The sequence below is a fragment of the Micromonospora sp. NPDC005161 genome (genome assembly GCF_053599855.1).
In genome coordinates this window covers 1-13097 of sequence record NZ_JBSFYQ010000036.1, presented here as the reverse complement: position 1 = coordinate 13097, position 13097 = coordinate 1, and the positions used below count along the sequence as shown (strand labels likewise).

12 protein-coding genes and 1 pseudogene are annotated in these 13097 nt (G+C 72.1%); 8 read left to right on the top strand and 5 right to left on the bottom strand.

From position 1 onward, the window contains the following. Positions 1–12: 12 nt before the first annotated feature. The 4 genes and pseudogenes from ACWD5O_RS27790 to ACWD5O_RS27775 all read right to left on the bottom strand — a co-directional run bounded on the left by ACWD5O_RS27790 (position 13) and on the right by ACWD5O_RS27775 (position 3122). Entirely contained in the window at positions 13–684 is a 672-nt protein-coding gene (locus ACWD5O_RS27790; protein WP_450087070.1) for a hypothetical protein, read from the bottom strand. A 120-nt stretch (positions 685–804) separates the two neighbouring features. After that, on the bottom strand, positions 805–1521 hold the full coding sequence (locus ACWD5O_RS27785) for a S1 family peptidase (RefSeq protein WP_450087115.1): 717 nt from the start codon (positions 1519–1521) through the stop codon (positions 805–807). Next, positions 1516–1923, bottom strand: a pseudogene (locus ACWD5O_RS27780) (snapalysin family zinc-dependent metalloprotease); the annotation flags it as partial. The gene ACWD5O_RS27785 and the pseudogene ACWD5O_RS27780, both read right to left, overlap by 6 nt. A 218-nt stretch (positions 1924–2141) precedes the next feature. Then, a complete protein-coding gene (locus tag ACWD5O_RS27775) occupies positions 2142–3122 on the bottom strand; it encodes a DUF5937 family protein (RefSeq protein ID WP_450087069.1) in 981 nt (326 codons plus the stop codon). Positions 3123–3197: 75 nt separating this feature from the next. On the opposite strand from ACWD5O_RS27775, the gene ACWD5O_RS27770 reads away from it, so the two are divergent. The 8 genes from ACWD5O_RS27770 to ACWD5O_RS27735 all read left to right on the top strand — a co-directional run bounded on the left by ACWD5O_RS27770 (position 3198) and on the right by ACWD5O_RS27735 (position 11623). Continuing rightward, the gene (locus tag ACWD5O_RS27770; RefSeq protein ID WP_450087068.1) at positions 3198–4460 is read left to right on the top strand and encodes an MFS transporter; all 1263 of its coding nucleotides are present in this window, start codon (positions 3198–3200) and stop codon (positions 4458–4460) included. Between the two features lie 152 nt (positions 4461–4612). Continuing rightward, complete coding sequence (locus ACWD5O_RS27765) at positions 4613–5185, top strand: AMIN-like domain-containing (lipo)protein (protein WP_354966646.1); 573 nt, start codon at positions 4613–4615, stop codon at positions 5183–5185. A gap of 128 nt (positions 5186–5313) precedes the next feature. Next, positions 5314–5994 carry a response regulator gene (locus ACWD5O_RS27760; protein WP_450087067.1) on the top strand — a complete coding sequence of 227 codons (681 nt, stop codon included), beginning with the start codon at positions 5314–5316 and terminating at the stop codon, positions 5992–5994. A 13-nt stretch (positions 5995–6007) separates the two neighbouring features. Next, on the top strand, positions 6008–7501 hold the full coding sequence (locus ACWD5O_RS27755) for an ATP-binding protein (RefSeq protein WP_450087066.1): 1494 nt from the start codon (positions 6008–6010) through the stop codon (positions 7499–7501). Further along, complete coding sequence (locus ACWD5O_RS27750) at positions 7498–8415, top strand: Gmad2 immunoglobulin-like domain-containing protein (RefSeq protein WP_450087065.1); 918 nt, start codon at positions 7498–7500, stop codon at positions 8413–8415. The genes ACWD5O_RS27755 and ACWD5O_RS27750 overlap by 4 nt, the downstream gene beginning before the upstream one ends. 135 nt (positions 8416–8550) lie before the next feature. Then, on the top strand, positions 8551–9180 hold the full coding sequence (locus tag ACWD5O_RS27745; protein WP_450087064.1) for a TetR/AcrR family transcriptional regulator: 630 nt from the start codon (positions 8551–8553) through the stop codon (positions 9178–9180). A 47-nt stretch (positions 9181–9227) separates the two neighbouring features. Continuing rightward, positions 9228–10721: an MFS transporter gene (locus tag ACWD5O_RS27740; protein WP_354966651.1), complete on the top strand. Its 1494-nt coding sequence runs from the start codon at positions 9228–9230 to the stop codon at positions 10719–10721. A gap of 110 nt (positions 10722–10831) precedes the next feature. Beyond that, on the top strand, positions 10832–11623 hold the full coding sequence (locus tag ACWD5O_RS27735; protein ID WP_450087063.1) for a maleylpyruvate isomerase family mycothiol-dependent enzyme: 792 nt from the start codon (positions 10832–10834) through the stop codon (positions 11621–11623). A gap of 200 nt (positions 11624–11823) precedes the next feature. Here the strand turns inward: ACWD5O_RS27735 and ACWD5O_RS27730 are convergent, their stop codons facing one another. Then, a complete protein-coding gene (locus tag ACWD5O_RS27730; protein ID WP_450087062.1) occupies positions 11824–12927 on the bottom strand; it encodes an LAGLIDADG family homing endonuclease in 1104 nt (367 codons plus the stop codon). Positions 12928–13097 lie beyond the last annotated feature (170 nt).

Genomic DNA, 13097 nt, shown 5'->3' with positions numbered 1-13097 from the left:
GGACGCCACCCGTCAGGACCGGTGGCGACGCTCCTGTTCGAGCCGCTCGTCCAGCCGGCCCAGCTCGTAGATGGCGTTGAGGTTGGTCGGAAGTCGGCTGACATTGCCCGGCGTCGGGTCGGGATCCGGCGCAGGGGTCGGCGCCCGCACGGGGGCACCGGCAGCGCTGGCGGCGCGGGCCGCCCGGCGAGGAGGACGCAGGAGCAGCAACGCCAGCAGCGCGAGGGCACCGGTGACCAGCAGGTAGTACGCCGGCAGCAGCGGCCAGCCGCCCCGGTCCGGGGCCGCGAGCGTCGGCGGGGCGACCGGGTCGCCACCGTTCGGCAGCGGCACGGCCGCCTCACGGGGGGCCCGACCGCCGGCCGTGCGGTCGGGCGCGGCGGGCGCCGCCGGTTGCCGGGGACCGGTCGAAGATCCGGCGGGCGTGGGGGTCGGTGCCGGCAGCATCGGCGCAGGCGTCACCGGGGCCGACGGCCCGGCGGACGGCGGCGAAGTCTGGCTCGGGGTCGCGGCCGGGGTCGGGTCCGGGTTCGGGGAAACACTCGGGGTGCCACCGCCACCGAGCAGATCGTCGACGATCTGGCCGACGCCGCCGAGCAGGCCGCCGACCGGGCCCGAGGGGGCCGACGGCGACGGCGCGGGCGACAGTGCGAGGGTCAGCACGAGTGCGACGACGGCAGACATGAGACCACCTCGGATGGGACGATGTGCCAGGCACGCTACCCCAGCGAGCGACGCCTGGGCGACCCGGCCGCGCGAGGCGGGCACGCGTGCCCGCGTGCCCGCCACGGGTGTCCGAAGTGATCAGACGGGCAGACCACCGACCTGGGTGGAGATCCAGGACCGGATGGACGGCAGATCGACGTAGATCGACGGTCCGGTGGCGCAGGTGGAGTTGTTGTTGCCGGCCCGGCTTGTCGCGCCGATCAGGTTCCACAATCCGTTGACCCGGCGCACCTGCGGGCCACCCGAGTCGCCGTAGCAGGCGCCGGCGGTGCCGTTGGTGTTGTTGGTGCAGATCTCGTACGGGCCGTTGATGCCGGAGCACCGGCTGTCGGCCACGATGGACGTGTCCAGCTCGTTGGCCACCGCGGGGGCCGAGCCGCAGCCCGGGCGGGGGCAGGTCTGGCCCCAGCCGATGATCCGCGTGGCGGTGCCGACCGCGCCGGAGGTCGTCGGGATCGGGGCCGGGGCGTAGCTGACCGAACTGGCCAGTTGCAGCAGCTTGACGTCGACGCTCGGGTGGTTGACCGCGCGGGTCACCCGGACCACGGTGCCGCCGCTGGTGCGGTTGACGCTGCCTACCCGGACCGAGGACGGCGTGGAGCAGTGCTTGGCGGTGACCGCCCAGTTGGCCTTGATCAGCGTGCCGGTGCAGCCGGAGACGTACAGCATGAACGGGTAGTTCTCGGAGGCCGGCCGGCCGCCGACCACCGTCGGCCCGATGTCCCCGGCGCCGTCCCAGGTGTACGTGGCGCCGGTGACCGGCGCGGCGAGCGTGCCGGCGAACAGCGAGTTCACCCGGGACGCCTCGGCTGAGCTGGGGTTCGCGTTGCGGCAGGTGACCGGGGCGCTGCTGCCGGACATCAGGTCGGAGCAGAGGCCGGTGCGCCGGTCGGGCAGGCCCAGGATGTGGCCGAGCTCGTGGGCGGCGATCCGGTTGCGGTCGTAGCCCTGGTTGACGGCCGTGCGGCCCATCCAGATGCGGCCCGAGCCGCGCCCGGTCGGTTGCGCCCGGGGCCAGCCGTCGTCGACGTAGATGGTGATGCTGGCCGGGGTGCCGGGTTGCAGGCGGACGGTGCTGACCCGGCTGTTCCAGATCTGCGCCGCCTGGTCGAAGTTGGTGCGGAACTCGCCGGTCCGGCTCGCGTCGTAGTAGACGGTCCGTACGGCGGCGGCCGGAGCGCCGGTGGCGAGCTGCACCCCGGCCGCCGCCAGCACGGCCACCAGTACGGCCTGCGCCGCACGCAGCACTTGTCGTCGGAACATCACGCACTCCCCTGCGGTCGTCCGGCGACCACCGGCCGCCGGTCATCGATGTAGGTGAATGTTAATGTGACGGCGGTCGATGACCGGCATAGCGGAACCGTCATACCGGCGACCGTGCCAACGCCCGACGGTGCAGGGCCCGTTGACCGGAGTCAGGGAGTGGCCGCGCCACTCGCGGTGATCAGCGCCTCGCCCGCGGTCGTGCGGGCGTACAGGACGAAGCGTCCGGCACGGTGGGCGCCCACCAGGCCGGCGTCGCGCAACGCGCCGAGGTGCTGTGACACCGTGCCCGGGGTGAGCCCGCAGCGCTCGGCCAGCTCCATGGTCGAGGTCGGCACCGCCAGCTCGTGCAACAGGGTGGCGCGGGTTCGACCCAACACCCGGGCCAGACCCTGCCCATGGGGCGCCGGATCTCGCTCCCACAGCGTCGCCACCGCCCGGGCCGGGTAGCGCAGCACCGGCTGCCCGGGGGAGCCGAAGTTGGACCAGACCCGGGGGCCGCCGAAGACCGACGGGACGAGCAGCAGGCCCCGCCCGTCGAGTCGCACCGTACCGGCCAGGACGACGTGATCCACCCGAAGCGTGTCGGCCTCCAGCCCGACGTACGGGTCGAGGTGGTTGAGCAGGCCGTGCACCCCCTCGGTGGCCATTCGCTGCGCGCCGAGGAGCACCTCCCGCTCCAAGAGCGTGCGCATCCGGGGCCAGTAGGGCCCGATGGCCGCGTCGGCGTACGCCCGGATCGTCTCCACCAGCCGGGTCAGCCCGGTGACCGGCTCGGTGTGCAGCGCGGACAACCGTGCCGAACGGGGGCCGGACAGGGTGTCGAGACTTGCCCGCACCGCCTCGGGTGGGGTGGTGACGAGGGCCGCCAACTCCACATCGAGGTTGGGTTGAGACGTGGCCGGTGGCATGCAGACGAAGGTCGGAATGACCAGGGTCGGTATCTGCACCAGGTCGGCGAGCAGCCGCCAATCCACGCCGGCCAGGCGGGGACGGACACGCCCGTACCAGGCCAGGTGCTCCGGGAACAGATGCGGCTGCTTGACGATCCGAACGCTCGCGATCACCTCCCACAGTGGTGAGATGGCGAACCGGGTCATCGCCAGATCGCCCGCTTCCAGCCCGACCAGCATCATTGGCGCCCCCGATGGATTTGACCAGGGCCAAATCTATCGGTCGCGCGTGGCGTGTCCGGCACCGTGGGCGGCATGACCACCGCACCGACCGCGACCGTTCCCGGCCACCGGCCGGGCCCCTGGCCTCGCTCCTTCCGGCTGCTCTACGCCGCCGCCCTCGTCGACGGCATCGGCTTTTACGTCAGCCAGCTCGCCGTACCGGTGCTCGCCGTGTCCCTGCTGGCGGCCACTCCCGGCCAGGTGGGGCTGCTCGGCGCACTGAGCACGGCCGCCTTCCTGTTGATCGGCCTGCCGGCCGGAGTCTGGGTCGACCGGTTGCCGCACCGTGCGGTGCTGATCACCGCGGACCTGACCCGGGCAGCACTGGTCGCGTCCGTGCCGGTGGCGTGGTGGGCCGGTTGGCTGAGCATCCCGCAGCTCTACCTCGTGGTGCTGCTGACCGGCGTCGGCACCGTCTTCGCCGACGTCGCCGCACAGAGCTACCTGCCGGAACTGGTCGGCCGGAGCCGCCTGGTCGCGGCGAACTCCCTGATGATGAGCACGAACGCGACCATGCAGATCGCCGGGCGAAGCCTCGGCGGGCTGGTCGTACAGGCGCTCACCGCGCCCGTCGCGATCGTCCTGGACGCGGTCACCTTCGCGGTCTCCGGGGCGATCCTCGCTCGGATCCGCGCCGACGCACCCCGCCGGCTCCCCACTCCGGCGGCGGGCGGGTTCGCCCGGCAACTCGGCGCCGGCGTCCGGCACGTGCTCGACAACCCGCTGCTCCGTCCGCTCGCCCTCTCCACCGCGAGCATCAACCTGACCATGCAGCTCACCACCACGATGCTGCCGGTGGTCTTCCTGCGCGAGCTGGGGCTGGGCGCCGCCGCCCTCGGCCTCTTCCTGGGCGCGGGTGGACTCGGCGCCCTGCTCGGTGCGCTGAGCGCGCGCCCACTCGCCGAGAGGATCGGTCATGGCCGTGCGCTCTGGCTGCCCGGTCTGCTCGTCGCCCCGCTCGGTGGGCTGGTCGCGCTGATCCACACCGGACCGATGCTCTGGTTGGCCGCGTTCGGCTGGCTGGCACTGGCATGGCGGACCGGGATCGGCAACGTCATCGGGGTGAGCCTGCGTCAGGGCGCCACCCCGGACGCGCTGCTCGGCCGGATGAACGCCACCTTCCGGTTCCTGCTCACCGGGGCGCTCACCATCGGCGCGGTGGCCGCCGGCCTGCTCGGCCAGTACGCGGACGTGCGTACCGCGCTGGTGGTCGGCGCGTCCGCCAACGCGCTGACCTGGCTTCCGGTGTTCTGCTCGCCGCTGCGCACGCTGCGCCGGCCACCCGTGACCGACTGACCGGCACCGACCACGGCACGCTCGTCGACCGCCGTTACGCGGCTGTTACGCCACGGCGAAGTGGCCGTGCCGGGGCGGGACGACCGTCGCGGCAGAGGGTCACCGGCAACGCCGCCGCGGCGTGGCCCCGAGCATCGGACGGAGGCACCACGATGAGGATCAGAAGCGCACTGACGGCGCTGGCGGTCGTACTCGCCGGGCTGGTCGCCAGCGCGGGCAACGGCGCCGCGGCCGGCACCACCACGGCGACGACCATGGCCCCGTACTGCGGTATCACCTGGGGCAGCGCGGAGAAGTCGGCCGGTGCGCTGAGCACCGCCCCGCTGGTCGACGTGCGGACCGGTCGGCACGACTGCTACGACCGGGTGGTGTTCGAGTTCGCCGGGTCGGTGGACGGGTACGCGGTCGGCTACGGCGAGACGTGGACCGAGGGCGAGGGGTTGGCGCTGTCGCCGTACACCGCCGGGGGCGCGCTGCTGCGGGTCTCCCTGCGGGCCCCCGCGTACGACGACTCCCGCCTGGGCACCGTGCCGTACCGGGTCGGTGAGCACGCCGCGAACCTGCTGCGTTACCAGACGCTGCGCGACGTCGTCTTCGGCGGCAGCTTCGAGGGCTACACCACCTTCGCGGTCGGCGTGCGGGCCCGGCTGCCGTTCCGCACGTTCGTGCTGGCCGGCCCCGGCGGGCACAGCCGGATCGTCCTCGACGTAGCGCACCAGTGGTGACCGAAGGAAGGGCCCCTTCCTATCGCCTGGCGATAAAAAGGGGCCCTTCCTTCCGGGTCCGGGCGGGCCACCGACACCGACCGTTTCGCCAGGGCTGCGCACCGCCGCGGCGGGTCTACCCTCAGGTCATGGAGGGCCGCCTGCTGGTGGTCGAGGACGATGCCTCCATCCGGGAGGTCACCGCCCTCGGTCTGCGCCGCGCCGGCTTCCGGGTCGACACCGCCGTCGACGGGCGGCAGGCCCTGGCGGCGTGGCGGACCCGTCCGGTCGATCTGATCGTGCTCGACGTCATGCTGCCCGGTCTGGACGGCCTGGAGGTCTGCCGGGAGATCCGGCGCAGCAGCCAGGTGCCGATTTTGATGCTGACCGCGCGCACCGACACGCTCGACGTGGTGGTCGGGCTGGAGTGCGGAGCGGACGACTACCTGCGCAAGCCGTTCGACCTGCCCGAACTGGTGGCCCGGGTTCGCTCGGTGCTGCGCCGGGCGAGCGCGCCGGTCACGTCGAGCACCATCGAGGTCGGCGGCCTGGAGATCGACCCGGGTAGCTTCGTGGTCCGCCGGGACGGCCGGGAGGTGGCGCTGACCGCCACCGAGTTCCGCCTGCTGCTAGAGCTGGCCCGCCGACCCGGGCAGGTCTTCACCCGGGAGCTGCTGCTGGACCTGGTCTGGAACCACAGATTTCTGGGCGACTCGCGGCTGGTCGACGTGGCGGTGCAACGGCTGCGCGCCAAGGTCGAGGACGACCCGGCGCACCCTCGGCTGGTACGCACCGTACGCGGCGCCGGCTACAAGCTGTCCACGGGCTGACAGGAGGTCGGCGATGGCCGGACGCGCGGTGCCCCCGGGCCGCTTGCGGCGCCGGCTGACGATCGCGTTCGTGCTGGTCGCCGGGGTTTCCGCCGGCCTGCTCGCCGGGGGCACCGGGCTGCTGCTGCGGCAGTCCTGGTTGGACGCCTCACTGCACCAGGCCGCCGCCGACGCCCGCTACCAACTCGTCCTCGCCGGACAGTTCCTGCCGTTGACCGACCAGCGCAGCACCGAACTGCTCACCAGTTTCGAGGGCAGCGGCCGGCACGTGGTGCTCGTCGACGGTCCGGCCCGCCCCTCGCACCCGTCGTACGCCCCGACGCTCGGCTCCCAACTGCGGGCCACGGTCGCGGACGGGCAGCTCGGCTACCAGCGGTCCGCGCCGGCGGAGCGCCCACGGCTGCTGGTGGTCGGTGGCCGCATCCCCGGCTCGACCGCCGAGCTGTACGTGATCACCGTCGAGGACGACATCGCCGCCGACCTGGGTCAGCTGCGCACCGCGCTGCTGGCCGGCTGGGTGCTGGTGGTGCTGCTCGCCGCCGGGGTGGGACACCTGCTGGCCCGCCGCACGCTGGAGCCGGTGGGCCGGGCCAGCCGGGCCGCCCGGGCGCTCACCGAGGGCCTGCTCGCCACCCGCCTGCCGGTACGCGGGCGGGACGAGTTCAGCGTCTGGGCGGCGTCGTTCAACGAAATGGCCGAGGCGCTGGAGTCGAAGATCGCGGCGCTCTCCGCGGCGCAGGCGCGGGAGCGGCGGTTCACCGCCGACGTCGCGCACGAGCTGCGTACCCCGGTCACCGCCCTGGTGGCCGCGGCCTCGTTGCTGCGCGAGCACCTGGACCAGCTGCCCGGCGACGCCCGACCGGCCGCGCGGCTGCTGGTCGGTGACGTGGTCCGGCTTCGCCGGCTGGTCGAGGACCTGATGGAAATCTCCCGGCTGGACGCCGGCCGGGAGCGGCTCAGCGTCGAGCCGGTCGACGCGCCGGCACTCCTGCGCGGGATCGTCGCGGCGCGCGGCTGGTCGGAGCGGGTGCTGGTCACCGGTGAACCGCTCGCGCTGCGCACCGACCCGCGCCGGCTGGAACGGGTGCTGGCCAACCTGGTCGCGAACGCGGTCGAGCACGGCGGCGGCGAGATCCGGGCCACCGTGGCCGGGGACGGCCCGCTGGTCGTCTTCGAGGTCACCGACCAGGGGCCGGGCATCCCGCCCGAGCACCTGCCGCGCCTGTTCGACCGGTTCCACAAGGTCGACCCGTCCCGTTCGGCGCCGGGCAGCGGGCTCGGGCTCGCCATCGCCCGGGAACACGCCGCCCTGCTCGGTGGGGTGCTGACCGCGCACAGCGAGCCGGGCGCGGGCAGCCGGTTCCGCTTGGAGCTGCCCGCCCCCGGCCCCGCCCAGCCGCACGACGGCATGCCGCGCCCGGTCGAACATCCCGACGACCGCGCCCCGGCACGGCCGCCCGGAGGCCGGCGCACGGCCCGCACGGCGCCGTCGGGTGGTGCGGGGTGAGCCCGCGCGGTGCGGCCCGGCTGGCCGCGCCGGTGCTCAGCGCCGCGCTGCTCGTCGGCGGGTGCGGCACCCCACGCTCCGGCGTACTCGGCCCGGCGCCCACCGCCGCGCCGTCGAGCGCATCCGCGTCCACCGGGCGCCCCGAACCGACCCCCACCCCGTCCGCGGAACCGCCACCGTCGCTCACCGGCACCCCGGCCCGGACGCCGGCACCGTCCGCCACCGGTACGCGCCCCCGGCCGGACACGGTGACCATCGAGCTGTGGTACGTCCGTTCCGGCCGGCTCGTCCCGACCCACCGGACCCGGCCGGCCACCGTGGCGACGTCCCGGCTGGCGTTGACCGAGCTGGCCGCCGGGCCCACGTCGGCGGAGGCCGCGACCGGGCTGGCCACTCTGCTGCCGGCCGGCGTCGAGGTCACCCGGATCGCCGACGGCGTGGCGACGCTCGGGGCGGTCCCCTCCGCCGACGACCCGGCGGAGCGCCGGCGGCTGCGCGAGGCACAGGTGGTGTGGACGCTCACCCAGTTCTCCACCGTCCGGCAGGTCCGCTTCGGCGGTGGCGCCCCGGTCGGCCGGGCCGACTACGCGGACCTGCTGCCGCCAATCGTGGTCACCGGCCCCGGTGTCGGCGAACGCGTCACCGCCCCGCTCACCGTCACCGGCACCGCCGACGTGTTCGAGGCCACGGTGAGCGTCCGGGTCCTGGACGCCGCCGGTCGGGAGGTGGCCACCGGCTTCGGCACGGCGAGCTGCGGGAGCGGCTGCCGGGGCGGGTACCGGGTGGTGGTCGGCTGGCGCACCGTCCGCGAGCAGCGCGGGACCATCGAGGTGTACGAGGTGTCCGCCCGTGACGGTTCCCGGATCAACACGGTGGCCGTCCCGGTGCTCCTCGCCCCCTCCGCGGGAGGCTGAGTACCCGGTTCACCTGCCGGACACCGGCCAGAAACGTAATCGTTTCGTCCACCCGGTGCGACGCAACTCATAAAACCCTGCACGATCTCCAGATCGCGAACTAGGTTCAGTACGACATCGTTTCGGGGGGTCGGGATGCTGGGTGGTCAGCAGGTGGGCACGGGTGCCGCGGTGCCGGCTGCCCGGGGTGCCCGGTGCACCGACAACGACCTGTTCGCCGTGGTCATCGACCTGCTGCGCGAGGTCGGCTACGACCGGACGACGATCGACGCCATCGCCGCCCGGGCGCACGTCAGCAAGGCCACCATCTACCGGCGCTGGGACGGAAAGGCCGAGCTGGTCGTCGCCGCGCTGCGCGACCGGCACGTGGACGTGCACAACCCGCGGGACACCGGCTCCCTGCGCGGCGACCTGATCGAGTTGCTGCGTGCCACGGCCGCCATCTGCAGGGCAGACGGTGACCTGATGCAGGCGTTGACCTTCGCCATGCGGACCAACCCCGAGCTGGAACGACTGGTGCGCCACCAGGTGCTGCCAGCCGGGCGGGTGGCCAGCACGGCCATCCTGGTCCGCGCCGCCGCCCGAGGCGAGATCCCGCCCGAGGCCGGCGAACGGGACCTGTTCCACGACCTGGCGCCCGCCCTCACCATGTCCCGCATCGTCGCGCACGGCCTACCGGCCGATGACGCGTTCCTCACCCAGGTCGTCGACCAGGTGCTGATTCCGGTGCTCCGCTACCAGCCCGACCGCCCGTCTCAGCCCTGACTCGACCGGCTCCGCTCCTGATCTACAGACACACGGAAGGCTTCACCATGCCCGGAACTACCTCGACCGCTCCCGGCGCGCCCGGCGCCGGGACGTCGACGAACGCGCCGCACCCGCGGCGCTGGATCGCGCTGGCGGTCATCGCGGTCTCACAGCTCATGGTGGTCCTGGACGCCACGATCGTGAACATCGCCCTCCCCCAGGCCCAGTCCGACCTGGGAATCACCGACGCGAACCGGCAGTGGGTGATCACCGCCTACACGCTGGCCTTCGGTGGCCTGCTGCTGCTCGGCGGCCGGATCGCCGACTACTGGGGCCGCAAGCGCACCTTCCTGGTCGGCATGACCGGCTTCGCGCTGGCCTCCGCGCTCGGCGGTCTGGCCACCACCGGCGGGATGCTCTTCGCCGCCCGCGCGTTGCAGGGCGCCTTCGGCGCGCTGCTCGCCCCGGCCGCGCTGGCGCTGCTCACCGTCCTGTTCACCGAGGCCACCGAGCGGGCCAAGGCGTTCGCCGTCTACGGCGCGATCGCCGGCGGCGGGTCCGCGGTCGGTCTGCTGCTCGGCGGGGTGCTCACCGAGTACGCCGACTGGCGCTGGTGCCTGCTGGTCAACATCCCGGTCGCCGCGGTCGCGATCGCCTTCGCCCTGCCGCTGGTGCCGGAGAGCCGGGCGCACGGCAACACCCGCTACGACGTCCCCGGCGCGGTCGTCGTCACCGCCGGTCTGGTCTCCCTGGTGTACGGCTTCACCAAGGCCGCCGAGGACGGCTGGGACGCCGCCGCGACCCTCGGTTTCATCGCCGCCGGTGTGGTGCTGCTCGCCGCCTTCGTGGTGATCGAACTGCGCTCCAACCACCCGCTGCTGCCGATGCGGATCATCCTGGACCGCAACCGGGGCGGGGCGTACCTCGCCTCGACGCTGATCGGCGCCGGCCTGTTCGGCGCGTTCCTCTTCCTGACCTTCTACTTCCAGGTGGTGCTGCAGTACAAGCCGCTGGAGGCCGGTCTCGCCTCGCTGCCGGTCACCGCCGGCGTGCTGATCGCGGCGGGCGGCGCCAGCCAGTTGATGCCACGGTTGGGCGCCAAGCCGCTGATGGTCGGCGGCGCCGTGCTCGCCGCCGTGGCCATGCTGCTGCTGACCCAGATCGACGTGGACACGTCGTTCCTCACCCACCTGCTGCCGGCCCAGGTCATCCTCGGCATGGGTCTCGGCTTCACCTTCGTGCCGCTGTCCAGTCTCGCCCTGGTCGGGGTGCCGGAGCACGACGCGGGCGCGGCCAGCGCGACGCTGAACGCCACCCAGCAGATCGGCGGCTCGTTGGGCACCGCACTGCTCAACACCATGTACACCAGCGCGGTCGCCACCTACCTGGTCTCGCACGTGCCGAGCCCGGCCAACCAGATCGAGGCGCTGGTGCACGGCTACAGCGTGGCATTCGCCTGGGGCGCGGCCCTGATCGTGCTCGCCGGGCTGGCCACCCTGCTCCTGATCAAGGTGCGCAAGGAGGACATCCCGGCCGGTAACGCCGTGCACATGGGCTGAGCCGACCGACGCGTCCGCCGGCCGGTCCGCTCCCCACGCGGGCGTGGGCCGACCGGCGGCCGCGTCCGGTAACGTCCCGACCACCGTCGAAAATCCCGTTGAGGAGACATATGTCCACGGCTGCCGACCAGATCATCAGCGCACTGCGCGCGAGCCACGAGGAGCTCGCCGCGCTCGTCCGGGACCTCAAGGAGGACGACCTCCTTCTGCCGTCGGGGGCCAGTGAGTGGCAGGTGTCCCAGGTGCTCAGCCACCTGGGCAGCGGCGCGGAGATCAACCTCGCGACGCTGACCGCCGCCCGCACCGGCGCGCCCGGCCCGGACGGCGACTTCAACCGCGGCGTCTGGCAGCGCTGGGACGCGATGCCCCCGGCCGAGCACGCCGCCGGGTTCCTCGAGGCCAACCAGCGGCTCATCGAGACGTACGAGGCGTTGGACGCCGAGAGCCGGGCCTCGATGCGGATCGACCTCGGCTTCCTGCCGGACCCGGTCGACGTGGCCACCGCGGGCCGGTTCCGGCTCAGCGAGTTCGCGCTGCACCAGTGGGACGTCGAGGTCGCGTTCAACCCGTTCGCGGCGGTGACGCCGGGGGCGGTGCCGCTGCTGCTCGACCAGATCGGCGGCATGCTGGCGTGGACCAGCCGGCCGCAGGAGCTGGCCGGCCGGGAAACCACCCTGCTGGTGCGGCTGCACGAGCCCGAGCAGACGTACGGGCTGCGGCTGGGCGAGCACATCGAGCTGACCGACACGCCGGAGCAGCCGGACGGCGAGCTGACCGCCCCGGCCGAGGCGTGGCTGCGCCTGGCCACCGGGCGGCTCGGCCCCCAGCACACCCCGGACGGTGTACGGGTGACCGGCCCGGTGAGCCTGGACGACCTGCGCCGCGTCTTCGCCGGCTTCTGATCCCTACCAAGGCGCCGGGTCCTCCACCATCAGCGGTCCCGACCCGGCGTGGGATACATCGAGCGCTCCGCAACGCAGCCGCTCGACCACCGCGCGGCCGGTGACGGCACCGTCCCGGCCGCGCGGCGCATCGATCACGTTTGCTCCTCAGAAACACCACTTGGCGAAGGTGCACGACCACCTTCGCTAGGATCCGAGGTTTACAACAGCCCTCGACCATACCGCTCACGGGAAGGGGCCGCCGTGAGGATGTTCCCTTCCAAGGCGAAGGAATGGCCTCCTTCCACGACGGCGCAGTAAACCTCTTCGATCGCTTGGGTCCTCCGGACCTCCCGCACAGTCCATCCTCGCCGCTCGACAGCTTTTCGGTTTGCCGACCAACGTTTGCGATGCTCGTGCAGGAGAAAGAATTCTGGGCCGAGGTCCGCTCGAGAGATTCCCATGACATAGATCGCAGTGGCAACTGACCCGTACCCGCGACGCATCCGACTTCTGATGGGGAGAGTCCAAATTCCGATCGCGTCGCATGCAGTCTTGACAAACTCCAAGTTCTGCCGATCCGCAGACCAGATCGATGGCCGGCCCGTACTTCCGACATCGCCATCCGCGGCGAAATATCCGGCGAGCCACCCATAAATCCCGTCCGCATTTCCCTCTATTGGCGGGTACTCCCGCTTCCATTCTCGCGGAAGCCCGCCCAACCTCCGGTAACGCTTCACCTCGCCACCGGCTAAACGCTCTTCGGTCACCTCGCGCGACGGTACATGGAGCTTCCGACTCGGCAGATCGGGGCGATACACGTAGTAGTAGGTGGCCAACCGGTCGACGTTGTCGAAGTAGGGGAGGACGGCGTCATCCTTGTCGCCATAGAAGGAAGCATGAGCAAAACCATCGCCGGAGATAGAGCCATCTCCGAAGACGAAGCCACGAGCAACTCCCATCCGCGATAACGCAACTCCTCGCAACGGCGGCGGAAACGCATAGTCGAGACGATCTCCAACCCTAAGACCTAACGTGGTTGACCCGGTCCTCCGATGGGCAACCTTTGGCCGCAGCAACCACCGATGCTCTGCGACGGCTCGAATGACGATCGTCTGCCCATAGCGACCCACCTTGACCACGCATAGCCACTGTTGCCCAAACGGGTAAACACGGGCCTTCGACCACTGACCGCCGGAGGTGAGCAGATCGCTCTCACCCCCTGGCAGGTTCCGTATCGTCGCGCAACCAGCTTTTGTGATCACGCTGGTTTCAGCAGCGAGACCAGCGATTGAAGGACTCACGCGGAGGCGGGCGATCGTCATAGTTAGATCGTGGCGTAGTGCCGGCGTTATGCCAATACATTGGCGAACCTTAGTCACCCGTTCTGGTGACCAGATTGAGCCATTTTCATCGTGACGGTGCAGGTCACGGGCAGTGCGGGAGGCCGGTGTCGACATAGGACGAGGCTCCCGGTAAGACAGCAATCGACCAA